This window comes from Pseudoalteromonas sp. XMcav1-K (assembly GCF_044005875.1).
Classification (GTDB): Bacteria; Pseudomonadota; Gammaproteobacteria; order Enterobacterales; family Alteromonadaceae; genus Pseudoalteromonas; species Pseudoalteromonas spongiae.
Map to the genome: position 1 here is coordinate 33,144 of NZ_JBIPJE010000019.1, position 26,000 is coordinate 59,143.

The following is a 26,000-nucleotide window of genomic DNA, read 5'->3' on the forward strand; positions in this document are numbered from 1 at the left end:
ATTCAATACTTCTAAATAAATAGGGTTCAAAATCAAAACGCCGATTTTACCCTTAATTTGGGCTAATCACCATTAATTTGCGTGATTGGTAAGCTGATTGGGTGAATTTTTTTTATTTTAATGCGATTTTTAAGGCCCGTTTGCTTCGCTTTTGCTAGCAAAAACCCCGTATAACCGCCTAGCATTGCAGATAAAATTTGCCACCCTTCACTAACAACAAAAACATGTGCCGCAACTATGGTAAACACTAAAGCAAGCAGCAAAGGCACGATGTACGTCCACAACGACATTTTAATGACATGAGAATCATCTAAGGTTAAATCGACTTTTTGCCCGACTTCAAGGGCAGCATCACTTACAATCGTAAGTTCTGAACGTTTATTAGCAAATAGTTTAGCAAAGGTAAGCGAGCCGCATTTACCATCACAACCACTGCATGCTTGGGGTTTAGGTAATGCAAAAGTGACCAAAGTATTATCTACTTTGGCCACCGTAAACGTTTTTTCAATCATTAGTTAGCGCGTTGAACTGATTCTGCTACTAGTTTAGCAGTCATTGGCGGCAATTGACCAATCACAGAGACTTCATAGCCTGGTGCTTGATGAATAAATACCGTTGTAGCACCTGCCGAAAGCGCTTTGCTACGACTATTACTAGCAAGCGGTCTTTGAATAAAGACCGACACTTCAATTAACCCGTCACTGTAAAGATAGTAATCGGCAAGCTCACCGTTTAAGTTTAACGTTTGACGCTCTGATTTTACCAGTGCGAAACCTGCAGGCATCGCATCAACTTGCCATGTTTCAATACTTTGCTCTTCTTTAACAGCGGTTACTGGCGCAGGTAGATTTTGCTGACTCATTTCGATAAGTTCAACACTCGGTTGTTCACTAAAACTAACGTTAGTCATTTGCAGCTGTTCAACAATTTCGCCAGCGGCCGACACATAGGCAGTTTTTAGTGGCAGTTTTGAGTGTTCATCAAGCCACAACCAGTAGTTGAATTTTGCTTGGTCTTTAGATTCGATGCGCACCAATTGTGCTACACGACCTGATATCCGTGACTTGCCACCAATTGCAAAGTGATAATTCGGTTCCAGCTCACTGATATCGTTAAAAATAATACTTGGGATCGGGCCAGCTAAAGACGAGCTGTTTAAAGAATAAGGTGGGTTTTGTGGCTCAAAGTAGGTAACTACATTGCCAACACGCAACATTTCAACACCCGCACCGTCGAGTAGACTTAAGTGCTCGAGTTCAGTGCCTTTGTAATTTGCATGTCGCCACGCGTAAGGTTCTATATTATTTCGCCCTTTTACAACTACAAACGAGGCGGTAAAGTTACTGTTTTTGACCGTATTGGCCATTTCTAATAAAAGCTGTTTCGCTTCATTAGGTTCAGAAGCAAAGCTTGGCAACGCAACTACAAGCCAAGCTAAGACAACGAATATTCGCATCTACTGATTGTTCTCCAACTCGTCTTCTTTCGCTTTTTCAGCTTGAGCAATACGCGATTGTCTTTGGTGCTCTAATAACAGCGCACCTAGACGTTTTTCTTCAAGCTCGCGCAGTCCTTTTTGAGCGGTTTCAAGCGCAGGTTCAGTTGAATAACTTACTGGCGTTGCAGTACCACCAAAAGGCATGGTTTCTAAATTTTGCAGTTGTGGCTCAGGGCTAATGATATCTGCATCCTGGGGAACAGATTGCACGCCAATTACCGCAACAGCAGCAACACTTGCTGCAATTGCCATTTGGGCAAACGGTTTTTTCCAATTTGAGATTGCGACTGTGCTTTGTTGATTTACCGCAGCAACTTGCTCAGTAACGCTTGGCGCTTCTGGCACTTGGCTGTAGGTTTCTTCTTGTTCTAATGCCAGTGCAACTTGATCTGCGATATCGATTTGGATAAGTTCTTTGCCTTCGCCACGCATTACATCACCAATCAGTGAATAACGCGATGCAGCGTGCTCTAACTCATCCCCCAAATGTCGGCTTTCGAGGCTGTGTTCGTCATCAAACAATGCCGATATTTGTTCTTTTCGTTTCTCATTCAAATTAGTCATAAAGTGACCTATGCATTATTTAAAATTGGATTAAGTCGATTATCGATTGCCTCGCGAGCACGGAATATCCGCGATCTCACTGTCCCGACAGGACAGTCCATTATCATGGCAATGTCTTCGTAACTTAACCCCTCTAATTCGCGTAATGTAATTGCCGTTTTAAGATCATCCGGTAAGCCGTCAATGGTCCTAAAAATTACCTGCTTTATTTCATCGCTTAGCAACAAGTTTTCTGGTGTTGAATTACTTCTCAGTGCATCAGCGCCATCATAAAATTCTGCATCATCCGCATCAACATCGTTGGCTGGCGGACGGCGCCCTTGTGAAACTAAATGATTCTTAGCACAGTTAACAGCTATACGATAAAGCCAAGTGTAAAAAGCACTGTCACCGCGAAAACCCGGTAACGCTCTATATGCTTTAATAAACGCTTCTTGTGCAATATCAGCAACATCTCCATGGTTAGAGACGTAACGTCCAATTAAGTTCGCAACTTTATTCTGATATTTTTTAACTAGCACATTGAATGCGTTTTTATCACCCTGCTGAACTTTTCTTACTAGCGCTAAATCCAAATCCTGCTCGCTCATTCGAGCCGGTACTCCTCTTAATTTATAATCTTTCTCTAGTTCCCAAGAGTAATGTCACAATATAGGACTCAAGGAGTTTGAAAAAGTTCGAAACATTTTATAAAAACTTTAAATCAATTTATCTTTGTTAATCTTAAACATAGATAAATAGACTGTCACAGGGTCACTTTAACACTTTTCCTTAAGCAAAATTAGCATAAAATCACGTTATCGCTATTTCTTCGCTGTTTTTCACATTCTTATACTACCTTACAAATAGGCTGTGCGACTTTTGTCTTTTTATCATTGTCATAATTGATGTTATTATATGCCAAATAAATTACCTGCATTGTAAAGTGATACCTGTATGACAAATACACCACAGTTAACAACCGATGTTGTCATCGTAGGAAGTGGTGCTGCTGGACTAACCTTAGCGCTTACCTTAGCAAATCACTGTCACGTCACCGTATTAAGTAAAGGGCCATTAACTGAAGGCTCAACCATGTATGCCCAAGGTGGCATCGCCGCAGTTTTTGATAAAGAAGACAGTGTTGAATCGCACGTTGAAGACACCCTCGCAGCGGGCGGTGGACTATGTGATCGCGACGCCGTTCATTACACTGCAAGCAACGCTAAAACATGCATGAAGTGGCTAATAGAACAAGGCGTACCATTTGATATGGATAAAAACGCCCTTGGCAAAGAACGCTACCATTTAACCCGCGAAGGCGGTCATAGTCACCGTCGTATTCTGCATGCAGCTGATGCAACCGGTAAAGCAGTACAAACCACGCTTATCGACCGCGTAAAAGAGCACGAAAACATTTTATTGCTTGAACGCTATAATGCAATTGACCTAATCACCGATGAAAAACTGAATAACACAGGCAAACGCTGCCACGGTTTATATGTTTGGAATCGCATTACCGAACAAGTTGAAATTATTAGTGCTCGCTTTATCGCACTTGCCACAGGTGGCGCCAGCAAAGTCTATCTATATACATCAAACCCTGATGTTTCTAGTGGTGACGGCATTGCAATGGCGTGGCGTGCAGGCTGCCGTGTCGCCAATATGGAATTTAACCAATTTCACCCAACCAGTTTGTATCACCCTGAATTACAAAACTTTTTAATTACTGAAGCTATGCGTGGCGAAGGGGCGTACTTAAAACGCCCTGATGGTTCACGCTTTATGCCTGATTTTGATGAGCGCGCCGAACTTGCGCCTCGCGATGTAGTTGCGCGCGCCATCGATTATGAAATGAAGCGCCTTGGCGCTAACTGCGTATATCTCGATATCAGCCATAAAGATAAAAACTTTATTATCGACCACTTCCCCACTATTTACGCAAAATGCTTAAGTGTTGGCCTCGATATTACCAAAGAAGCAATTCCTGTGGTTCCAGCAGCCCATTATACCTGTGGCGGCGTAATGACCGACTTTAATGGCAAAACCGATTTAGATAATCTTTATGCCATTGGCGAAGTCGCTTATACGGGCCTGCACGGCGCTAACCGCATGGCGAGTAATTCACTGCTTGAGTGCATCGTATTTGCGCAAGCTGCCGCCAAAGATATTATGGCAAAGCTTAATTCAGAACATAGTGCACCAAGCATTCCAAACTGGGATGAAAGTCGTGTGACAAATTCTGATGAAGAAATTGTGATTACTCACAACTGGCACGAACTGCGTTTATTTATGTGGGATTACGTTGGTATTGTTCGCACCACCAAGCGCCTAGAACGAGCGCTTCGTCGCATAGAGTTACTGCAACAAGAAATTGATGAGTACTACACTAATTTTAGAGTGAGTAATAATTTATTGGAGCTGCGTAACCTAGTTCAAGTGTCTGAGCTCATTATTCGCAGTGCGCTTGAACGAAAAGAAAGCCGCGGTCTGCACTATACCCTTGATTACCCAAATCAAACGGAAAACCCAACGCCTACCGTGCTACACAAAAACGCATCAACTTAAACATCTCGATAAACGGCTCTCAATAGCCGTTTTTTATCTTTTGTAGATAACTTATTTAGCAAAATCAGTTTATTAAACTTACTTTTTTGCCGTTTAAAGCGAATTAATACAAACCATGCAGTTACGATACTAAACGGACTTATTTCACCAATTTTATTGCCGTCGTGCTGACACAATACACGCTCATCTTCGAGCAACAAATAACAGTCACTTACTAACGCTCTTTTTAGCTTAAAAAAGCAGATAATACTAACCAGCACAAGAAATACTAAAACAAGTAGAGCGGAGAGAATATCTTCAGCGGGGAGTAAAGCAAAGAAAAAAATAGGCAAGTTAATGCCGAGATAAACACTCGGCACAATGTTAGATTTTGCGACGTATAACCTATACGCGGACACGATTTAAAATCGTTTTAACCATGTAATCTAGCTCAGCGTCTTCACATTTTTCATGCCCCATAAACCAAGCAAATAAATCAGGGTCATCGGCTGCTAGTAAACGTTGAAAAATTGCTTTGTCATTATCTGTTAATGCGTCGTAAGCTTCATCAACAAATGGTCTTAGCAACACATCAAGTTCCAACATACCGCGTCGACACGCCCAACGTAATTTAGCCTTGCTATCTAAATTGCTCATTTTATACCTCGTTAATTCACGCATCTTAATAGTAGCAAAAGCTAAGCATGCAATCATCAGGAATCTAAGTTAAAATCAAGGCATTAATTTTCAGTGGTAGGGTATTATGATAGTCGCTTCTCGCATTTCAGAAAAAATCATTCAAATTAGCGGACAAGACCGCAAGTCTTACCTGCACGGACAAGTTACACAAGATCTTAATTTATTAAACGACACGACCTTTTTATGGTCAGGGCATTGCAATGCAAAAGGTAAACTTTGGTCAGTACATAAGCTAATTGCGGCAAACGACGCTTACTTGATGTTAGCAAGTGACATTGAAGCAGAGCAAAGCTTTACCGAGCTAAAAAAATACGGTGTTTTTTCAAAAGTAGAATTTGCCGTAAGCGAGCAGCTAATTAGCCTTGGTGTAACAGCGCAAACCACTAGTGAAATTGAGTCTGCATTGGCGATTTCATTTACCAGCCACAATTTAGTGCAATTTGAATTAGGTTATGCGCTAAAGCTAGCCGAAGGCTTAGTGCAACTTGTTATTGAAACAGAAAAACTGGCTGAACTTGAAGGCAAAATTACACTTACAAATAATGAAAATGCATGGCTTGCAGCTAATATTAAAGCCGGATTGCCGCGCCTAAATGCTGAAACACTCGATGAGTTTGTTCCGCAGATGGTCAATCTACAAGCGATTGGTGGAATTAGTTTTAATAAAGGCTGTTATACAGGCCAAGAAACGGTCGCGCGCATGAAATACCTAGGCAAAAACAAGCGTGCAATGTACAGCTTATTTGCCGCCGAACAAAACATTGAAACAGCAAGCGACGTTGAAGTTCAGCTTGGTGAAAACTGGCGTAGAGCCGGTAAAATAATTAACACAGCGGTTACCGATGAAGGCACATATATTCAAGCGGTACTGCCAAACGACACATCTGAGCAAGCTCAGTTGCGCGTTAAAGATCTTGAAGAGTCACGCCTTAGCGTGAGTGCTCTTCCTTACACACTTGAAGATTAGGTTTAATATGAAAATTGCACAGCAAAAAGTAGTAAAGCTTCATTACTCAGTAATGGACAAAGACAACAATGCCATCGACAGCTCATTTGATAACGAGCCACTAGAATTCATCATTGGTTCGGGTTTTTTAATTCCAGGTCTTGAAAATGCGCTTATTGATAAACAAGCTGGCGATACCTTTACTGTAGAAGTTGCAGCAAAAGATGGCTATGGCGAGCGTCACGACGGTTTGATGCAAGCAGTACCTAAGTCAATGTTTGACGGTATGGATATTGAAGTAGGCATGCAATTTCGCGCAACGACCGATGACGGTGAGCAAACTGTTGTAATTATCGATATTCAAGAAGACGATGTGATTGTTGATGGCAACCACCCGCTTTCTGGTATTGATTTAACATTTGATGTTGAAGTACTTGAAGTACGTGACGCGACAGAAGAAGAATTGGCACATGGCCATGTTCATGGTGAAGGAGGCTGTGGTTCACACCACGATCACAAACATGATGAAAATGGCGGCTGTTGTTAATTTACAGCTCTGACAATAAAAAATAGCGCTTTAGGGCGCTATTTTTTTTGCTTATCTAATGCGGCGATTAAGCCAGCTTGATCGTTTGTACCAAGCCTAATTTTTGTTTCATCCTGCAGCACTAATTCAACCGCCTTAAAACCGTGGGCTGAATACACAAACCCATCATGGCTAATGCGTAAACCAATGCCATGTCGCCATGAATTCTCCACAGCCTGATACGAAACAACCTCTGACAAAGGTAAAGTTTGACCAAACCAGCCAAAAGCAAAACCCCATTTTATTGTGTTATCTTTTACGGAGACTGTCATGCCATGAAATAAAAATGCCACCAGTACCACAAAACCTGAAAAAATCAGCAGACCTGTAATCGGGCCGATTAAGTAAACCGCCAATAAGGTAAATGAAAAAATCCACGAAAGCAGCAGTAAAATAGCCCAGGCGATTTGTTTATGAGAATAGGTCATTAATATTCCAAGTTAGTTGAAGCTAAAAACAAAGGTAGCACTGGTTTCAGCGTCATAATTGCGTTTGCCTTCTTCAGGCATGGTATTGTAACGATATAAATATGAAAACTTAAGACTAAGTGCCCCACTAATTTGGCTCACCAATGACGTCTCAGATTTGATGCGGGAGTTTAACCCACTTAACGAATGCTCCGCACTGATATCCTGATTAAAGCGCGTGCGTTTACTTACGATTCGCTCCCACTGCAAGGCTAATCGCAGCAAGTAACCTAAATCCGATTCATCGGTTTCACTGACCTGATAATTAACCCCAGGACCAACATCTAAATCAATGCTGTCTTTACGATTTTCTAAAAAGCGCCAACCGTAACCAGCAACAAAGCTCGCTTGCTTTTCGATACCGCTAAATCTATCAAATTCATAATCACCGTATAAAAACAGTGAGTTATTTTTGTCTTCAAGTAAGTAGTTACTTTGCAATGAAGTGAAATAACGCGTGGCAGACAGCTCATCGCCTTCGTCATTATCGTTGTCTTTTTTTACCAAAGAATCAAACTTCAATTGGTTGCGCCAATTATTGAGATCTTGCATGATGTTAGTTTTGAGTTTTGCACTAGCAGTATTAGTGTTACCAGTCGTTACAATAAAGCCCAGTTCTAAGTCACCAAATAACAGTCGCCCTTTATTTTGCTCATACCTTTCGTCACTTGGGGTTTCGCCATAAACGGCAAAGTCTTCAAACGGATCCGGATCCGCAGCGAGTAATTTAGAACAAAAAAGAACACAATAAAAAAACACAATCCAACGCATTTAATACTACTCTAACTCTCAATCCACCTAAGCTAAAAAAACAGTTTTATAAAAAGAACTACTTCCACAATACGTGAACAAAGGGCGCTGCTTTATCACGGCTAATTAAAATGCGCGCAAATAACACATCTTGGTTTTCAAATTCTAATCCCACCAGCACTTGAATATACAGCTCTGGTTCAATTTCAAATTCGGTAAATTCTTGCCAAGACTCATCCGGCTCACTTTCTTCAATAAAGCCTAAATCTTCACGATATTGATTAAACTCAACAATATCTTGTTCAGACAAATTGTCTGGCGCCAATTCAAGAAACACTTCATACGCGTGATTAGTCGCTTCTTCAATTGTCCACAGGTGATCTTGGTTACTCATAACTCGACTCTTCGCAATTTTTGATAATTATATCAAAACAAAAAAGGCAAAGAAGTGCTTCTTTGCCTTATATTTTGTGATTTTAACGCAGGCTACCGACTGTTAGCCTAAAATTCAGCTAATAACAGGTCGTCCTGTGCAACTGTTACTCATGCGCTAGCTTTGCTTTCACCTTTTCACGCATACTTTGAATCAACGCATAGAATATTGGAATCAACAAAGTACCAAAAATAGTCGCAGCCAACATACCAGCCAGTACGGTTAAACCTAAACTAACACGGCTACCCGCACCTGCACCGGTTGCAAATACTAGTGGTAAAACCCCAAGTACAAACGACAGTGCCGTCATCAATACTGCTCTAAAACGCAACCTTGCAGCATTCAGTGCCGATTCAAAAATACTGTGGCCCGCTGCACGTTGCTCCATCGCAAATTCGACAATTAGAATGGCGGTCTTAGTGGATAAACCAATCAAGAGTATTAAGCCCACCTGCGCATAAATATTGTTTGCCATTCCAACCGCATAAAGCGCACTCATCGCACCAAATATCGCTAACGGCACGGCTGCAATTACCGCAAACGGAATCGTCCAGCTTTCGTACTGAGCAACCAAGAATAAGTAAACAAAGATAATCGCTAAACCAAATAACAATGGCGCTAAATTACCAGCTTGAATTTCTTGTTTCGTTTGCCCTGCCCAATCATAAACGTAGCCTGTTGGTAATTGCGCAGATAATTCTTGCATCACCTTAATTGCTTCACCACTTGAGTAACCCGGCGCAGGTTGCCCTGTGATGCTCGCACTGCGATATAGGTTGAAGTGATTAACACTAGTCGGGCCCAAAATTGGTTCAAGGCTCGCAAGTGTCGTTAACGGCACCATTTCACCACTGCTAGCACGTACATAGTAGTTATTTAAGTCAGACGGATCTTTACGGAACTCAGTTTCGGCTTGAATAACAACCTGATAAGTACGACCAAATTGGTTAAAGTCATTAATGTACAACGAACCAAGTTGCGCTTGTAAAGTCACAAACACATCGCTTAACGCCACACCTTGCGCTTTGGCTTTATCACGGTCAATTTCTAAGAAATACTGCGGCACATTAGCGCGGAAAGTACTAAATACGCTAGTTAATTCAGGACGCTGGTTAGCCTCGTAAATTAAGCCGTTCATCACCTGCGCTAAATCAGCAGGCGCTCGCCCTTCGCTGTCTAGCAATCTAAATTCAAAACCTGAACTCGTACCTAAACCTGGAATTGGCGGTGGATTAAAGACAAAAATTTGCGCATCTGGCATTGCAAACATCTGTCCCATTAATCGTGGGATCACTTGCTGTAAGCCAAGTTCTGGCGCAGTTCGATCTTCCCAGTCTTTCAGCACAATTACGCCAAGGCCATTATTTGAACCAGGGCCACCAAGCAATGAAATACCCGATACGGTAATAATATCGGTTACCGCAGGGTCAGCTAAGATGGTTTCGCTTACTTTCGCCATTACCTCCGCAGTACGGCCGCTAGCTGCTGCATCTGGTAATTGCACATCAACAAACAAAAAGCCTTGATCTTCCGCAGGTACAAACGCGGTAGGAACCGCTTTGGTTAACCAACCTGTTGCAGCGAATAACAATACTGTTACTAAACCTACACGCGCTGAGCGTTTTAACAACCAACCGACCATCGATGAATATTTAGAAGTAGAAGAAATGATGCCTTTTTCTACAGGTGCTAACCATTTAATTGGTTTCATTGCTTTTTCACTTAGTAACAAAGTACACAGTGCTGGGCTTAACGTTAATGCGTTAATTGATGAAATAAGTACAGCAAATGAAATTGTTACTGAAAACTGCTTATAAAGCTCACCGGTGATACCTGGCATAAATCCAACCGGTACAAACACCGCAAGCAATACCAGAGTAGTCGCGATAATTGGCCCTGAAACCTGCTCCATGGCTTTACTTACCGCTTCTTTAATTGGCAGCTTTTCTTCTTTTAAAATACGTTCAACGTTTTCAATAACAACAATGGCGTCATCTACCACAATACCGATAGCCAGTACCAAGCCAAACAAGGTAATGGTATTGATTGAATAACCCATCAACATCATAAAGGCGAACGTACCAACCAACGACACAGGAATTGCTACTGACGGAATTAACGTTGCACGCCAATTTTGGAGGAATAAAAATACCACTAAAATTACCAGCGCAACTGCTTGATAAAGCGTTACTACTACTTCTTCTATCGAGCGGTTAATAAATTCAGTTGTATCATATGGCATGCTGTAGTGAAGGCCATCAGGAAAACGCTCAGAGAGAATTTCCATTTGCTTTTTCACATTCGCAGCCACTTCAGTCGCGTTAGCATCTGGCAGCTGATAAATAACTAAAAACGCAGTATCTTCACCATTTAATTTGGCAGTAAACGCGTAATCTTTAGAACCCAATTCAATACGACCAATATCCGACAAGCGAATAAAATCACCATCGTTTGTAGCTCTAATAATGGTATCGCCAAATTCATCTGGGGTTTTTAGGCGACCGCGTGCCTGAATGGAATATTCAAACTGCTGATTTTTCGGAGCAGGACTGGCGCCTAGCTTACCCGCAGCAACGATTAAGTTTTGCTCTCGCAGCGCATTTTGCACATCCGCCACAGTGACACCAAGCGACGACATTTTGTTTGGATTTAACCAAATACGCATTGAATAGGTTTTTTCACCCATTACTTCAGCGTTTGCAACACCCGGAATACGCCCTAGGGGCTCTGTTAAATAGTTTGTGGCGTAGTTACTTAGGAAGATTTCATCAAGATTTTCTTGCGTGCTGTAAAGCGTCACCCCTAACAACATATTACTAGATTGTTTACGCACAACAACGCCTTGACGTTTTACTTCTTCAGGCAAACCAGCTTCAGCAAGTGCAACGCGGTTTTGCACATTCACTTGCGCCATATCATCGTCAGTACCAACTTTAAAGTACACGGTAATGCTAGCAGTACCGTTATTGGCGGCCGTGGATTCAATATACAGCATATCTTCCACCCCATTGATTTGCTCTTCAATGGGCCGGATCACCGACTCCTCAACAACCTGAGCACTCGCTCCTGGATATACAGCTGTCACCTGAATTTGTGGTGGCGTAATTTGAGGATACATATTCACTGGCAACAAATACAACGAAATTAAGCCAGCTAAAGTAATTACAATTGAAATAACCAGCGCAAATTTGGGCCGATTAATAAACGTTTTACTAATCATTTACGCCCCCTATTCTGCGCTGTTTGTGATAACACCGGTTACCGTATCAACATTCTTTTCAACTGGATTTACTTCAACACCTGGGCGCACTTTTTGTAGCCCTTCAATAATAATACGCTCACCCGCTTCAATGCCCGAGTTAACGACCCACATAGCATTAATGCGACGACCTAAATCTACATGTCGCGTACTCACTTTATTGTTGTCATCAACCACTAATAAAAACTTACCTTGCTGATTTTCTTGTACCGCAGCTTGTGGCACTAACGCCATTGACGATTTATTTTTGCTCTCAGCAATCAGCTTTACAAATAACCCAGGTAACACAATACCATCTGGATTTGGGAAAGAGGCTCTTAGCTCAACAGTGCCGGTGTTGCGGTCTATTTTTGTATCGGCAAAATCTAGCACACCAGCCTCGGCATATTCGCTGTTATTCGGTAAACGAATTTTTAAATCGAGAGGTACTTGATCAGGACTTTCGATATTTCGGTGTTCTTGTAAATAGGTAGTATAAAGTGCCTCTTCAACCGAAAAATTAACGTAAATAGGGTCTGTTGAGGTGATGTTTGCCAGCACACCACTTTGCGGGCTTACAATATTACCTACATCAATATTTACGCGACCAATTTTCCCATCAAACGGCGCTACTATTTCAGTGTAACTTAAATCCAATTTAGCTTTTTTAAGTGCCGCTTCGCCCGCTTTTACCGCTGCTTGCGTTTGCGCAGCATTAGTAATCAGCTTGTCTAAATCAGATTGTGAAATAAAGCCTTTGTCAGCGACTTCTCTACCACGTTTTAAATCACGTGCAGCGCCTGCCGCTCCAGCTATTTTTGATTTTAGATCTGCATCAGATTGCGCTAAAAACGCCTCATACTCGCTAGGATCAATTTTTAGCAGTAAATCGCCCTTTTTAACTTCAGAGCCTTCAACAAACTTTCGCTCTATTAATTCACCTTGCACACGGGTTGTGATATCGGCTTCTTTCGACGCTTCAGTGCGCGCAGTAAACTCACGATAAGTACCAACTTGGTCATTATTAACGGTATAAACCGAGACCGCTGGTGCTGGCGCTTGTTGCACAACCTCTTCCTTTCCACAACCAGTCAAGGCCATCGGCCCTAACAACACACAGCTTACGAAAAACGCAGCTTTGGTTGGGGAACTAATATTTTTATACTTAGACGTAAACATGCAACTCTCCCTTATCACAAATAGAGCAAATTTTTATTCTCGATGAAAAATCCGAAATTTCTAATAATATCTTTTGGTTATCAATCATAATACGACTGCACATTAATTGTAATTTAATATTTAACAAAATCTAATCAAATCAGTAAGTGGTGTTTTTAGCCATTTGTCAGAGCGGCTATTTTGCTGGAAAAATATGAACCTAGGGTGAAGTTACGCGCTTTACAGACATAGTAAGACACGTTAATCTCAAACAATCCAACAGGTCGGATGAGAACAATAATGAACCACCTTGTCACCCTAATTATTGAAACTGGCGTTGCCACCGTCACATTTAATCGCCCCGATAAACTCAACGCACTGAGCTATGAAAGTTTTGTACAGCTAGCACGCATTATTAAACAATTGAAAAAAGAAAAATCTCTAAGATTAGTGATTATTGATGCCAACGGCAGTGATTTCTGTACCGGCCTTGATGTAAAAAACATCAGCCGCTCTCCCACTAAAATGTTAAAGCTGCTATTCAAATGGCTTCCCGGTAACGCAAATCTAGCGCAGCGAGTCACCATAGGGTGGCAAGAAATTAAAGCGCCGGTGATTTGTAAAATTCATGGCCGCTGTTTTGGTGGCGGTATGCAAATCGCGCTTGGCGCAGACTTTCGTTTAGCGAGCCGCGATGCCCAATTCGCCATTATGGAATCTCGTTGGGGATTAACACCAGATATGGCAGGCAGTGTCATGTTGCAAGGCCTAATGCCTTATGACCAAGCCTTAAAGCTCACTCATATAGCCGAGCCAATTAGTGCTGACATTGCCCAAGCAGTCAATTTAGTTACACAAGTATGCGACGATTTAGATCACGAATGCGAGCAATTAAAAGCGGCATTATTAGCACAATCGCCCGATGCGTTAGCTGCAAACAAACGCACTTATCAAAAGCGTATGCTCGCAAATCGCCGCCAATTGTTAGCAGCTGAAACATTTAATCAAATACGTATTCTACGCGGCAAAAATGTAAAACGTGCCATTAGCAATCGCTTAAAAGGAGAAACTAAGCCTTTCGACAATTCGGCTAATTGGTAGCGACTAAAGAACAGTATACCGACCTGCAAGCTGTGATAGGCTATTGCTATGAAATACATTGTTAGTTTAACAATTCTAGTAACAGCATTAGCCCTTGGTCATGGCCTGCTGTATATACTGAATTTTAGTTTTCCCCCAGCAGTGCTCGGTATGGGCATATTATTGCTTGTGCTCAAATTAAATATTGTGTCGCTAAAGCAATGTGAGGCGGTTGGTGCATTACTGCTGAAATACTTCCCACTTTTTTTCATTCCCGCTGGTGTTGGCATCATTCAGCATTTGGACCTTATTAAAGACAACCTGCTTTTAATAGTGTTCTCAATACTTACCGCCACGGTAGGCACCCTATTTATTGTAGGAAAAGTCGCAAGTCTGCTTTTTGCATCTAGCGATAAGGAACAGTCATGAGCCTGCTTTTGATTGTTTTGTCTCCGCTTTGTTTTTTTACCTTTAAATGGTTGCAGACCCATTACTTAAAACACAGCCTTTGTAACCCTATTTTATTAAGCATTGCGTTTATTAACGTGATTTTAGTGTGGGGTGAAATTCCCTACACAGAGTTTGCCACAATTAACACAGCGTATTTTTGGTTACTTGATTTAGCAATTGTTGCGCTAGCGATCCCACTATACAAAGAATCACGCACCATAAAACAACATACCTGGCGCTACATTTTATGCAGCGCCACCGGCGTTTTGGTTTCATCGATAATTGCCATGCTTGTCGCCTATTTACTTGGCGCCAATGAACAACTTATCGCAAGCCTTGCACCCAACGCAGTAACAACCCCCATTGCTATTGAGGTTAGCAATCAACTTAACGGAATAAGTGCTCTTTCGGCAGTGATTGTTATTTGTGTCGGTATTTTTGGCGCTGTTTTTGGCTTACCGCTACTCAAACTATTTGGCGTAACACATATACCCAGTCAAGGCTTAGCGCTTGGCGCAGCTTGTCACGCAGTGGGGACTGCACGTGCCATTGAGATTGATGAACGTATGGGCGCATTTGCTTCCGTTAGCTTAGTATTAAGCGCCATATTGACCCCACTTATTATCCCTGTAATCTATACCTTAATAGAACTGGTACTATTAAACTAACTAGTCGGTAATCACATGTTACTAATACGCTTTTTTATTATAGGAGTTGTACTTGCCATGGCTGGATGCGCAACAAAAATAACGCCAAACACAAGTACACCTAGCTATGCTAAAGAGGCAGCGAAAACAGGTCGATTAGCTGAGTTTATTAACGATTTAACACATGATAAGCAAGGACAAACCGGCGTTTATACGCTTGGGCAAGGAGTCGATGCCTTTGTATCACGCGTGAGTTTAATCAATGCGGCAACCAGCAGCATTGACCTACAGTATTACATCTACAATAACGACATTACCGGCAACCAAATCAACTATTCGCTATACAACGCCGCGGAGCGTGGCGTGCGAGTAAGGCTATTACTTGATGACCTAAAAGCCTCAGATCACAACCCTCAGCTACATATTTTAAACCAACATAAGAATGTTGAAATTCGCCTGTTTAACCCCTCGCCAAATCGTCGTAATAAAGCACTGGGCATTCTGACCGATTTTGCAAGGCTCAATAGTCGCATGCACAATAAATCACTCACGGTAGATAGCTTGGCGTCGGTGATCGGCGGACGAAATATTGGTGACGAATACTTTAGTGCCAGTCATGAAGTAGAATTTGGCGACTTTGATCTATTGCTCATTGGTGAAGCTACACACGATGTAAATACGCAATTTGACGTTTACTGGAACAGTGAACACAGCTACCCATTGTCTGTGTTTCATCCTAGGCGCTATTCTGATGAAGAAACGATTGCGATTTTATCTGAATGGGAAGAACAAATAACCGATACGGAACAATCGCAAACTGAGTATATTCAGGCGTTAACTCAATCACAATTTTTAGAGTACTTATCTGAAGGTGCCTTGCCATGGTCTTGGGGTAAAGCCAATGTGCTTTACGACCCGCCAAGTAAAGTCAACGAAAAAGGCCTAACAAGCCCACTCCTTGACGAACTAGAAAGCGCCTTTGCCAATACCCAAAAAGACCTATTTATTATCTCGCCCTATTTTGTACCTGGCGATGGTGGCACAAAATACTTAATCGATATGGTTGAGCGTGGCGTAAATGTAACGATTCTTACGAATTCATTAGCCGCCACCGACGTTGTTGCAGTGCATTCAGGTTACGCCCCTTATCGCAAAGCGCTGTTAAAAGCGGGCGTTACGCTTTATGAAACAAAAGTAAAACCGAATTTTAAACCGTCAGCATGGCGCGGCTCTACTCAGGCGAGTTTACACGCTAAATCAATTATCTTTGATAAACAGCAAACCTTTGTTGGTTCATTAAACCTCGACCCTCGCTCAATGTTTATCAACACTGAAATTGGCGTACTATTTGAAAATGAGGCACTTAGCAGCAAAATTGTTAGCGCATTAAACGATGCCGTGACAAATTCAGCTTACCGTGTACAGCTCGCTGACGACAAGCTCATTTGGCTTGATATGGATACGCAAAAAACCTTTAAAAGTGAACCAGATGCCAGCATTTGGCGTAAGATAGGCGCATGTTTTTTCCGCTTATTGCCTATTGAAGATCAACTATAACCGTCGACTAAAGTTGACTTTAGAGACGACTGGTCTAATAATACCCACAAAGTGTGTACGTAAATATTAACCCGAATTATGAATAAGCCCGATACCAAAGAAGCGATATTGGCGGCAGGTCATGCGCTAATCATCGAAAAAAGTTACAACGGATGTGGCTTAAAAGAAATCCTTGATAAAGCCGGAGTGCCAAAAGGTTCATTTTATCATTATTTTAAGTCAAAAGAAGATTTTGGCCTTGCCCTCATTGAGCGTGCCCAAGACCAAAGCCATGACTTTATGCGTGAATACCTGCGTGATCGAAAATTTTCGCCACTGCAGCGTATTCATAACTGGTTTAAACGCATTCAGCAATTTCATGAAGAAGATGGTATTGACTGTGAGTGTTTAGTGCCCAAGTTGATTTTGGAGCAATCTCAACTCAGTGAAAATATGCGCGGCGGCATAAAGTGCGCGCAAGACTTAGTGCACAGCATGATGGCGCAAACCATTCGCGAAGCGCAACAAGAAGGCGAAGTAAACAAAAACCTCGACCCACATAAAATCGCCGCATTTCTGTTTAATGCCAGCCATGGCGCAGCAATACAAATGCAAGTAGAGCGCTCAACTGAGCCATACGACAACTTTGTTGAAATTATTTTCGAATCGATTTTAGTGCCTTAATTGGCACTTTTTGTTTGCCTTCCAAAACCACATCTAGACCACTTGGTCTAAAAAATATCATTTAAATATAAGTAATATTTTCATAAACTTACCTTAAAAACTCAGTTTTAAATCGCTATTCAGCCCAAATTCATCTTGCAACAACTGCCAAATTGAATGACAATTCACTAGACGACTGGTCTACTCAATTGGAAATTACAATGACATCTCCACTTTCTTTTAAATATATCGCAGCAACATTGAGCTTATTGTTGCTGGTTTTCAACGCAAATGCGCAAGTCGTTCGCTTTAGTGAAGCAAGCGAAGCACAATTGCAACCACGTAAACGTGTTGTCGGCACGTTAAAAGCATTCAATCAAGCTAATGTCGCTTCAGTAGAATCAGGTAAAGTAGTTAAAGTACTGGTTAATGAAGGTGATGTTGTTGTAGAAGGTGATGTGCTGGCAATACTCGACACACGCCGATTAGACGCTGAAAAGCAGCGTTTACAAGCGGAAAAAATGTTAGCAGATGCTAACCTTGCGTTAGCAAAAGCAGAATTTACGCAAGCAGAAGAAGACTACCTTGCTTATAAGCAATCTGCGCAAAAAAGCGCCGTATCAAAGCAGCGTTTAAATCAAAGTAAAACCCTCACTATTGCAAATCAAGCACGAGTTATCGCTGCAACACAAGCGATAAAAGCACTGTCTGCCCAGTTAAACGCATTGCAGGTGCGAATTGATGATATGTCAATTCGCGCACCATTTGATGGCCAAGTAACTAATCGTCTAGCTGAACTAGGTCAATGGTTAGGCAGTGGCGATCATGCATTTACTTTAACCTCTCTCAATAAATTAGAAGCCTGGTTAGATGTGCCAGAACGCTTTGCATTTTTAGCGGGTCAAGCACCAAGCGAAATTGCCTTGCAGATTGGCGATGAGCTAGTTCAAGCGGGCAATATCAAAGTACTTAATAGTGTTGATGAACGCGCTCGTACTTTCCGCGTGATTGGTCAAGTAAATGGCAACGGTTTAATGCCAGGCATGTCGGTAAGCGCTTGGTTACCAGAAGGTAAACCTCGCACCACACTTATTGTGCCAAAAGATGCATTGGTGAATCGTGGTGGTAATTACTTAGTTTATAAAGTAGTACTGCAAGGCGACAAGCAAATTGCACAACCAATTTCAGTTAACGTGCAATTTCACCAAGGCGACAAGGTGGCAGTGTATGCACCACAACTTGCACCAACCGACAAAGTTATCACTGAAGGCAACGAGCGTCTAATGCCAGGCCCTGTTGTTGCGGTAGCTGATACCTCTAACGGCAATCAACAACATTTAAAGTAGGCACGTTATGAAGATTGTAGAAAGCGCGGTTAAACAACCTATTAGTGTAATCGTTGCTGTAATTTTATCGGTATTGGCGGGCGTACTCGCCTTTACCCAAGTACCCGTTCAAATGACCCCATCAGTTGATTCAGTAGTCGTCAGCGTGCGTACTTTTTGGGAAAACGCAAGCCCTGAAGAAATTGAATCGGACGTGGTGATTGAGCAGGAAAAAGTACTATCCGATGTAAACGGACTAATTTCTTTAACCAGTATCAGCCAAACCTCTGCCGCTCAATTGCGTTTAGAGTTCGAAACCGGCACCGATATTAAACAAGCACAAGCAGAAGTAGTACAAAAGCTTAACGAAGTACCCGCCTACCCTATGGGTGTATCTGAACCGACCGTTGAAGGCGTTGATCCTATGTCGGTGGATTACATCGCCTGGGTGGGCCTTGCAGCAACTGATCCGAGTTTCGATAACACGACTTTGTATGATTTTATGGAGCGTCGATTACGTCCGCGCCTTGAGAACATCAAAGGTATTTCCAAGGTAGGAATTTTAGGTGCTCGTGAACAAGAGCTGCAAATTCAAATTGACCCCGTCAAACTGGCCAATTTTGGTATTACCTACAGCCAACTAGTAGATGCGATTCAAATTACCAACACCAATTATTCAGGTGGTCGTTTGCCCGACGGTAAAAATGATATTCGCGTGCGCGCTATGGGTCGCTTTACCGATGCGGCAACCATTGAAAATATCGTTATTCGCAAAGACAACCGCGGCCCGGTTTATGTTAAAGACATCGCAACAGTAAAACTCGATTACAAAGATATGCGAGATTGGGTGCGTGCCCGTGGTGTTAAAATGCCATTTTTCAACTTTCAGCTGGCGCATGGTGCTAACTTACTTGAAACCATGAACTCGCTAAAAGCGGAAATTGCTGAACTTAATAAACCTGATGGTATGCTTGAGCAACACGCTAAGAAGCTAGGCGTAAATGGTACTTTTGAGCTTGTTACTACGTGGGATTCATCAAGCTATGTTGAAAACGCCATTGATTTAGTACAAAGCAATATTATGGTCGGTGGCTTACTTGCCGTAATTACGCTACTGCTATTTTTACGCTCACTGCGCACTATTGGCGTTATCGCTATTGCAATTCCAATTTCAGTGATTGCGTCTGTGGTAATTTTGGTTGCCCTTGGCCGTTCAATTAACATCGTATCACTTGCTGGCATGGCATTCGCTGTCGGTATGGTGGTTGATAACGCCATTGTGGTAATCGAGAATATTTTCCGCCATTTAGAAATGGGCAAAAAGCCGCTTAAGGCCAGTGTTGAAGGCACGCAAGAAGTTGCCGGTGCTGTATTTGCGTCAACCATGACAACGCTCGTCGTATTTGTGCCAATTTTAACTATTGCCGATAGCGCTGGGCAGCTTTTTCGCGATATATCACTTGCCATCATGGCAGCAGTCTTTATTAGTTTTGTCGTATCTGTCTTAGTTATTCCGGTAGCGGGCGCTTACTTCTTACGTGCTCGTAGTGAGTCAAAACAAGTAAAATTAAGAACTGGTAAGCTGGCTGAACTTGAGAAAAAAGCAGCGAAGTTACCAAACAAAATTGGCGCCTTGTTTATCGCAATTTCGAGCACAACAAAACGTAAAGTTACCGTTGTAACTAGCTTTGCAGTCGTAACACTTGTGGGTATTGCACTACTTATTCCACCGCTTGATTACTTACCAAAAGGTAACCGTAATTTTGCTTTCGGTTTTATGGTACCGCCGCCAGGATACAACCTTGATCAGGTGTCAGAAATCGGTAATCGCATCGAAAAAGTGATACGCCCAGCTTGGGAGGTCACCGGTGATAAATTCCATGCAGAAACTGTTATTCGTGGTAGTGAGCCAGATTTAACGCAAAGTACACCTGATATTCAATTAATGGATGGCAGCACCATTAAAGCGCCAGAGATTGACCACTACTTTTTGGTTGCGATGGACGGTCAAATCCTCCATGGCATGATCCCAAAAGAAGCGGACAAAACCATTGATGCGGTAGATTTTCTAAACCAAACATTAATGGGCGTAAACGCACCCGATGTAATTGGCTTTGCTTTCCAGTTCCCTCTTTTTAACACAGGTGGTACAACGGGTAGCGCAATTCAAATCGACTTAGTTGGTGACGATTTGCAACAAATTACTAATGGCGCAACGGCGCTACTGTTTAAGTTAATTGGTAACTATGGTCCCTATGCAACCATTCCAGAGCCCGCTAACTTTTTATTGCCAACACCAGAGCTTTCAATTAAGCCGCTAGATGAGCGTTTAGCTGAACTCAACATGACACGTCGTGATTTAGGCCTAGCTGTGCAAGCAAACGGTGATGGCATAATTATGATGAACAGTTTTGCGGTTGGCGGTGAATTAAAAGACCTTAAGATTGTAACCAACGCGCAGCAAGGTGATTTTCCAATTGATGCACTAATGCAAGCGCCATTGGCTACACCGCAAAGTCAGGTAGTTGATTTACAGTCTCTTGCGCTTGTTGAACGCACACAAACCGTTGACCAAATTAAGCACGTTTCACGTCAGCGCGCGGTAACCTTACAGTTTACACCGCCTGCTGGCATGCCACTTGAACAGGCCATTGCATCAGTCAATACTATGGTCGACGAGCTGCGAGGCGCGGGTGCAATCTCTCCTGCCGTTGAAGTGAATCTTGCTGGTAGTGCCGGTAAACTGGCTGACCTTAAAAAGTCGCTGTTAGGTGATGGTAGTTTGTTTGGCACCTTGAGTTCGAGCCTATTTTTGGCAATGTTTGTCGTGTATCTGGTAATGGTTATTTTATTCCAAAACTGGAAATACCCATTAGTAATTATGGTAAGTGTACCGCTTGCAACACTAGGTGGCTTTATGGGCCTTGCTGCTGTGCACTGGGCAAGTGTGTTTGACCGCTATACGCCAATTCAAAACCTTGATGTGTTAACGCTATTGGGTTTCGTAATTTTAGCGGGTGTGGTTGTAAACAACGCCATCTTAATTGTGCACCAAGCACTTAACAACCTGAAGTACAAAGGGTTAAGTGCACAAATGGCAATTAAGGAGTCGGTTGAAAGTCGTGTTCGCCCTATTATGATGTCAACACTTACTTCGGTTGGCGGCATGCTACCACTGGTGTTAATGCCAGGTGCGGGGAGTGAGCTATACCGTGGTTTAGGTGGTGTTGTGGTTGGTGGCTTAGTGGTTTCAACAATATTCACTTTGATTTTAGTGCCAGTCATATTAAGCTTCTTACTTAAGGATTCTGATATTAAACAAAATTCAGAAGACACCGATTTACGGACAGCCGCTTAGATATGGAAATCTAAATTGATGACTGACCAAAAATCCCAGCACTTGCTGGGATTTTTTATGCCTAAATAACACACACTATTGCAACAGCTCGACAATCTTTGTCTATAGTAATTAAGTGGCTTGTTAAAAATAAGCGAACTAATGATTGAAATAGATAACAAAATACTGAGCGATGTTGCAGCTGGTTTCACCATTCCAGCTAAGCCTGATATTTTGCAAGCACTGCAAGATGAGCTAAACCACGAGCCCGAACTTTATCGCGTTGCAGACATTATTGCCGCTGACGTGGCAACATCAGCTGCCGTACTCAAAATTATAAATAGTCCCTATTACGGCCTTGCCAGAACAATAAGTGATATTCGCCAAGCCGTAATGTTTTTAGGTCTTGAGAACATTACCAGCTTAGTGACTGGCTATTTACTTAAACAAGCCTATGACCAAAGTAAATGCTCGTTACCACTAAATCGTTTTTGGGATAACGCTAACGACATCGCTAATGTGTCGTGTATTATTGCGCAACATTTAAAATCGCCCCTACCACCTGAAAATTTACACTTAATAGGTTTATTTCACGATGCGGGTACACCCGCGATGGCAATTCGCTTTGAAGGCTACACCCATTTACTGCAAGAGCACCGTGAAAATGACAGTAACCTGTTAATACATAAAGAAGAAAAGAAATACAAAACTAATCACGCGGTTGTTGGCTACTACTTAGCCACGAGTTGGAACTTACCTAAACAAATTTGCCAAATAATTCTGCAACATCACAGTAATGATTTTTTTAATGCCTCAAACGATAAATTTGAGCGCAGTTGCTTTGCTTGTTTACGCTTAGCTGAAAACCTAGTGCATGTCGCTAGGAACTTTCGCCCTGAACCACAATGGCACGCAATAGAACAGCTAGTATTAGACACCTTACAACTCGATGAATATGACTTCCAAGATCTGAAAGAAGATGTAGAAGAGTACTTAATTTCATCGCATTAAGAATAACTAACAAATTCAACAGGATTTACAGCCCCTTGAAAACAAAAAACCCAGCATATAGCTGGGTTTTTTATAAGACGTTGCTTAGTCCGCTTGCGGGCGCATATGCGGGAATAAGATTACATCTTTAATCGTTGGTGAGTCAGTAAATAGCATTACTAGACGATCGATACCAATACCCTCACCTGCTGTTGGCGGTAGGCCATACTCAAGTGCTTGGATATAATCATCGTCAAAGTGCATTGCTTCATCATCACCGGCATCTTTCTCTTCAACCTGACGTGCAAAACGTGCCGCTTGATCTTCTGCATCGTTAAGCTCTGAGAAACCATTTGCTAATTCACGGCCACCTACGAAGAATTCGAAACGGTCAGTGATAAATGGGTTTTCATCGTTACGACGTGCAAGTGGCGACACTTCCCACGGATACTCTGTGATGAAAGTTGGCTGAATTAGCTTGTGCTCAGCTGTTTCTTCGAAGATCTCACATAAGAACTTACCTGCACCCCATACGCATTTTTCTGGGATCTTAACGTGTACTTTCTTCGCATAAGCTACTAGCTCGTCGAAGTGGTTTTCAGGATCTTTGAAGATATGCGCTATTTCAGCTGCATCTGGGCCAAACTTGATGATGGCATCAGCCATAGATAAACGCTCGAACTTGCTACCAAAGTCATATTCGATTGTTTCAATAACTTCGCCGTCTTCACTCTTAACTGTGTTAACAACCGTTGTTGTACCTAGTACGTCTTGTGCAACGGTACGTAACATGTCTTCCGTTAAGTTCATTAGGTCGTTGTAGTCAGCGTATGCTTGGTAGAATTCAATCATTGTGAATTCTGGGTTGTGACGCGTTGAAAGACCTTCATTACGGAAGTTACGGTTAATTTCAAATACGCGGTCAAAACCACCAACAACTAAGCGCTTAAGGTAAAGCTCTGGTGCGATACGTAAGTACATATCGATGTCTAACGCGTTGTGGTGAGTTACGAATGGACGCGCCGTTGCACCACCAGGAATAACCTGAAGCATTGGCGTTTCAACTTCCATAAAGTCACGTTCAGCTAAGAAACGACGAATACCTTCAATCACTTTTGAACGAATACGGAACGTCTCACGGGTATCCATGTTAGTGATTAAGTCAACATAACGCTGACGGTACTTCGCTTCTTGGTCTGTTAAACCGTGGAATTTTTCTGGTAATGGGCGCAGTGACTTAGTTAGTAGCTCGTACTGAACCATATCTACGTAAAGGTCACCTTTACCTGATTTATGAAGCGGACCCGATACACCGATGATGTCACCGATATCAAGCTGCCCATACTTCTCTTTTAAATCTTTTTGTACGTCTTTAGACGCATACGCCTGAATACGACCTTTCATATCTTGAAGTACAAGGAAAGGACCACGTTTTGCTAAAATACGGCCTGCTACTGAAACTTGGTGGTCTAACTCGACTAACTCTTCCTTCGATTTATCACCAAACTTAGCTTGTAGATCTGCTGTGTAATTTTCACGGCGGAAAGTATTCGGGTGACCATTAGCTGAGCAATTCTCACGAATCGCATCTAGCTTGGCACGACGCTCTGCAATCAATTTATTTTCGTCTTGAATTTGATCTGTCATGTTATAGCTCTAAGTTGCTTGGTTTAAATTAAAGGCCAGATTTCAGGCTGGCTTCGATAAACTTATCTAAATCGCCGTCTAATACGGCTTGAGTATTGCGGTTTTCGACCCCAGTACGTAAATCTTTGATACGAGAATCATCCAGAACGTACGAACGAATTTGGCTACCCCAACCAATATCCGATTTTGCATCTTCTTGTGACTGCTTTTCAGCATTCTGTTTATGCATTTCAAGCTCAAACAATTTTGCTTTTAATTGCTTCATTGCCTGTGCTTTGTTTTTGTGTTGCGAACGGTCATTTTGACACTGTACTACCGTATTGGTCGGTAAGTGAGTAATACGTACCGCAGATTCTGTACGGTTAACGTGCTGACCACCCGCACCCGATGCACGATATACGTCAATACGTAAATCTGCCGGGTTAATATCAATTTCAATGTTGTCATCAACTTCAGGATAAACAAACGCCGAAGCAAATGATGTATGACGACGACCTGTTGAATCAAATGGGCTTTTACGTACTAAACGGTGAACACCTGTTTCAGTGCGCAACCAACCGTAAGCATATTCACCTGATACACGTACCGTTGCACCTTTAATGCCGGCAACATCACCATCGGTGGCTTCAACGATTTCCGCTTTAAAGCCCTTTGCTTCAGCCCAGCGTAAATACATACGCAGCAGCATGTTACACCAGTCTTGTGCTTCAGTACCGCCCGAGCCTGACTGTAAGTCGATATAAGCATCGTTACCATCTTGCTCACCAGAGAACATACGACGGAACTCTAGCTTATCAAGTTGCTTCATTAAGTCTTCAAGCTCAGACTCTGCTTCTGCAAAGGTGTCTTCGTCTTCGGCTTCGACAGCCAGCTCAACTAAACCTTCAACGTCTTCAGCGCCTTGCTCAAGATTTTCGATAGTTTCAACAATTGCTTCTAAGCTCGATTTTTCACGACCCAACGCCTGTGCTTTTTCAGGCTCATTCCATACTGCTGAATCTTCTAATTCGGCATTAACTTCTTCTAACCGCTCTTTCTTAAGAGGGTAGTCAAAGATACCCCCTAAGTTGGTCGGTGCGTTCGCGAATTTCCTTGATTTGGTTAATCACAGGATTCACTTCAAACATTACATCACTCCAACAGGTGTTTTGCCCGAATTCTTGGCAATAATCAAAGGCGGGAATTTTAGCAAAAAAAAATGGTTTTGATTAGATTCAAAACCATTTTTTCGCATAAATATTTCTTATCTATGCCAATTGTATTTCGCTAACCAGTAATTGCAGCGAAAACTTACCTCTAAACTCATTAATATCAAGCTGATAGGCTAAACGAACTTTTTCGGCTGCGGTATTTGGCCACGCTCTTAAATCAACATTAAAGGCTATCGCGTCAACATCTAAACCCGACGCATGTCGTAATACTAATTTTAAATGTTTTTCGCCCACCATACGCTGTTGAAT

Annotated in this window: 23 protein-coding genes and 1 pseudogene; 11 read left to right on the forward strand and 13 right to left on the reverse strand. The window is 42.2% G+C overall.

Annotation, left to right across the window (positions count from 1 at the left end; translation table 11 throughout):
- Nucleotides 1–62: 62 nt before the first annotated feature.
- From ACHSBP_RS01285 to rpoE, 4 genes are read right to left on the reverse strand one after another with little or no spacing between them, the layout of a single operon-like run.
- Nucleotides 63–512 carry a SoxR reducing system RseC family protein gene (locus ACHSBP_RS01285; RefSeq protein ID WP_010560770.1) on the reverse strand — a complete coding sequence of 150 codons (450 nt, stop codon included), beginning with the start codon at nucleotides 510–512 and terminating at the stop codon, nucleotides 63–65.
- Nucleotides 512–1,456 (reverse strand): MucB/RseB C-terminal domain-containing protein, encoded by a 945-nt coding sequence (locus ACHSBP_RS01290; protein ID WP_010560771.1) that lies wholly within the window; start codon nucleotides 1,454–1,456, stop codon nucleotides 512–514. The genes ACHSBP_RS01285 and ACHSBP_RS01290 overlap by 1 nt, the downstream gene beginning before the upstream one ends.
- On the reverse strand, nucleotides 1,457–2,062 hold the full coding sequence (locus tag ACHSBP_RS01295; RefSeq protein ID WP_105170795.1) for a sigma-E factor negative regulatory protein: 606 nt from the start codon (nucleotides 2,060–2,062) through the stop codon (nucleotides 1,457–1,459). It abuts the gene before it with no gap.
- An 8-nt stretch (nucleotides 2,063–2,070) separates the two neighbouring features.
- Nucleotides 2,071–2,652, reverse strand: a complete 582-nt coding sequence (gene rpoE, locus ACHSBP_RS01300) for an RNA polymerase sigma factor RpoE (RefSeq protein WP_010560773.1) — start codon at nucleotides 2,650–2,652, stop codon at nucleotides 2,071–2,073.
- 346 nt (nucleotides 2,653–2,998) lie between these two features.
- On the opposite strand from rpoE, the gene nadB reads away from it, so the two are divergent.
- A complete protein-coding gene (gene nadB / locus ACHSBP_RS01305) occupies nucleotides 2,999–4,609 on the forward strand; it encodes an L-aspartate oxidase (protein ID WP_010560774.1) in 1,611 nt (536 codons plus the stop codon).
- A gap of 384 nt (nucleotides 4,610–4,993) precedes the next feature.
- Here the strand turns inward: nadB and ACHSBP_RS01310 are convergent, their stop codons facing one another.
- A complete protein-coding gene (locus tag ACHSBP_RS01310) occupies nucleotides 4,994–5,245 on the reverse strand; it encodes a succinate dehydrogenase assembly factor 2 (RefSeq protein WP_010560776.1) in 252 nt (83 codons plus the stop codon).
- Nucleotides 5,246–5,351: 106 nt separating this feature from the next.
- Between ACHSBP_RS01310 and ygfZ the strand changes: the two genes are divergently transcribed.
- Both ygfZ and ACHSBP_RS01320 read left to right on the forward strand, forming a co-directional pair.
- Complete coding sequence (gene ygfZ, locus ACHSBP_RS01315; RefSeq protein WP_010560777.1) at nucleotides 5,352–6,254, forward strand: tRNA-modifying protein YgfZ; 903 nt, start codon at nucleotides 5,352–5,354, stop codon at nucleotides 6,252–6,254.
- 7 nt (nucleotides 6,255–6,261) lie between these two features.
- Nucleotides 6,262–6,780 carry a peptidylprolyl isomerase gene (locus ACHSBP_RS01320; RefSeq protein WP_010560778.1) on the forward strand — a complete coding sequence of 173 codons (519 nt, stop codon included), beginning with the start codon at nucleotides 6,262–6,264 and terminating at the stop codon, nucleotides 6,778–6,780.
- 38 nt (nucleotides 6,781–6,818) lie between these two features.
- Here the strand turns inward: ACHSBP_RS01320 and ACHSBP_RS01325 are convergent, their stop codons facing one another.
- The 5 genes from ACHSBP_RS01325 to ACHSBP_RS01345 form a co-directional block, all read right to left on the reverse strand.
- Nucleotides 6,819–7,247: a hypothetical protein gene (locus tag ACHSBP_RS01325; RefSeq protein ID WP_105170799.1), complete on the reverse strand. Its 429-nt coding sequence runs from the start codon at nucleotides 7,245–7,247 to the stop codon at nucleotides 6,819–6,821.
- 12 nt (nucleotides 7,248–7,259) lie between these two features.
- Nucleotides 7,260–8,057: a YdiY family protein gene (locus tag ACHSBP_RS01330; RefSeq protein WP_234004681.1), complete on the reverse strand. Its 798-nt coding sequence runs from the start codon at nucleotides 8,055–8,057 to the stop codon at nucleotides 7,260–7,262.
- A 58-nt stretch (nucleotides 8,058–8,115) separates the two neighbouring features.
- A complete protein-coding gene (locus tag ACHSBP_RS01335) occupies nucleotides 8,116–8,430 on the reverse strand; it encodes an HI1450 family dsDNA-mimic protein (RefSeq protein WP_054978582.1) in 315 nt (104 codons plus the stop codon).
- A gap of 145 nt (nucleotides 8,431–8,575) precedes the next feature.
- On the reverse strand, nucleotides 8,576–11,689 hold the full coding sequence (locus ACHSBP_RS01340; protein ID WP_395387981.1) for an efflux RND transporter permease subunit: 3,114 nt from the start codon (nucleotides 11,687–11,689) through the stop codon (nucleotides 8,576–8,578).
- A 9-nt stretch (nucleotides 11,690–11,698) separates the two neighbouring features.
- On the reverse strand, nucleotides 11,699–12,886 hold the full coding sequence (locus ACHSBP_RS01345; protein ID WP_010560783.1) for an efflux RND transporter periplasmic adaptor subunit: 1,188 nt from the start codon (nucleotides 12,884–12,886) through the stop codon (nucleotides 11,699–11,701).
- A 279-nt stretch (nucleotides 12,887–13,165) separates the two neighbouring features.
- On the opposite strand from ACHSBP_RS01345, the gene ACHSBP_RS01350 reads away from it, so the two are divergent.
- The 8 genes from ACHSBP_RS01350 (at nucleotide 13,166) to ACHSBP_RS01385 (ending at nucleotide 22,914) form a co-directional block, all read left to right on the forward strand.
- Nucleotides 13,166–13,966 carry a crotonase/enoyl-CoA hydratase family protein gene (locus tag ACHSBP_RS01350; RefSeq protein WP_395387982.1) on the forward strand — a complete coding sequence of 267 codons (801 nt, stop codon included), beginning with the start codon at nucleotides 13,166–13,168 and terminating at the stop codon, nucleotides 13,964–13,966.
- A 48-nt stretch (nucleotides 13,967–14,014) separates the two neighbouring features.
- Nucleotides 14,015–14,374, forward strand: a complete 360-nt coding sequence (locus tag ACHSBP_RS01355) for a CidA/LrgA family protein (protein ID WP_010560785.1) — start codon at nucleotides 14,015–14,017, stop codon at nucleotides 14,372–14,374.
- The gene (locus ACHSBP_RS01360; protein WP_010560786.1) at nucleotides 14,371–15,063 is read left to right on the forward strand and encodes an LrgB family protein; all 693 of its coding nucleotides are present in this window, start codon (nucleotides 14,371–14,373) and stop codon (nucleotides 15,061–15,063) included. Before ACHSBP_RS01355 ends, ACHSBP_RS01360 begins: the two co-directional genes overlap by 4 nt.
- Nucleotides 15,064–15,078: 15 nt before the next feature.
- Nucleotides 15,079–16,599 carry a phospholipase D family protein gene (locus ACHSBP_RS01365; RefSeq protein ID WP_395387983.1) on the forward strand — a complete coding sequence of 507 codons (1,521 nt, stop codon included), beginning with the start codon at nucleotides 15,079–15,081 and terminating at the stop codon, nucleotides 16,597–16,599.
- 78 nt (nucleotides 16,600–16,677) lie between these two features.
- The gene (locus ACHSBP_RS01370) at nucleotides 16,678–17,262 is read left to right on the forward strand and encodes a TetR/AcrR family transcriptional regulator (RefSeq protein ID WP_054978589.1); all 585 of its coding nucleotides are present in this window, start codon (nucleotides 16,678–16,680) and stop codon (nucleotides 17,260–17,262) included.
- A gap of 200 nt (nucleotides 17,263–17,462) precedes the next feature.
- Nucleotides 17,463–18,587, forward strand: coding sequence for an efflux RND transporter periplasmic adaptor subunit (locus ACHSBP_RS01375; RefSeq protein WP_237130008.1), 1,125 nt, complete (start codon nucleotides 17,463–17,465; stop codon nucleotides 18,585–18,587).
- 7 nt (nucleotides 18,588–18,594) lie between these two features.
- Nucleotides 18,595–21,924 carry an efflux RND transporter permease subunit gene (locus tag ACHSBP_RS01380; RefSeq protein WP_395387984.1) on the forward strand — a complete coding sequence of 1,110 codons (3,330 nt, stop codon included), beginning with the start codon at nucleotides 18,595–18,597 and terminating at the stop codon, nucleotides 21,922–21,924.
- A gap of 141 nt (nucleotides 21,925–22,065) precedes the next feature.
- A complete protein-coding gene (locus ACHSBP_RS01385; protein WP_010560791.1) occupies nucleotides 22,066–22,914 on the forward strand; it encodes an HDOD domain-containing protein in 849 nt (282 codons plus the stop codon).
- Between the two features lie 84 nt (nucleotides 22,915–22,998).
- On the opposite strand, the gene lysS is transcribed toward ACHSBP_RS01385, so the two are convergent.
- From lysS to ACHSBP_RS01400, 3 genes and pseudogenes are all read right to left on the reverse strand, one after another.
- Nucleotides 22,999–24,540 (reverse strand): lysine--tRNA ligase, encoded by a 1,542-nt coding sequence (gene lysS / locus ACHSBP_RS01390; RefSeq protein WP_395387985.1) that lies wholly within the window; start codon nucleotides 24,538–24,540, stop codon nucleotides 22,999–23,001.
- Nucleotides 24,541–24,568: 28 nt separating this feature from the next.
- Nucleotides 24,569–25,667, reverse strand: a protein-coding gene (prfB, locus tag ACHSBP_RS01395; protein WP_096035283.1) for a peptide chain release factor 2 whose coding sequence is annotated in 2 segments (ribosomal slippage) — nucleotides 24,569–25,591 and nucleotides 25,593–25,667 — 1,098 coding nt in all. Because the reading frame shifts where the segments join, the coding sequence is not laid out codon by codon here.
- Nucleotides 25,668–25,787: 120 nt separating this feature from the next.
- Nucleotides 25,788–26,000 (reverse strand): annotated as a pseudogene (locus ACHSBP_RS01400) (single-stranded-DNA-specific exonuclease RecJ); the annotation flags it as partial.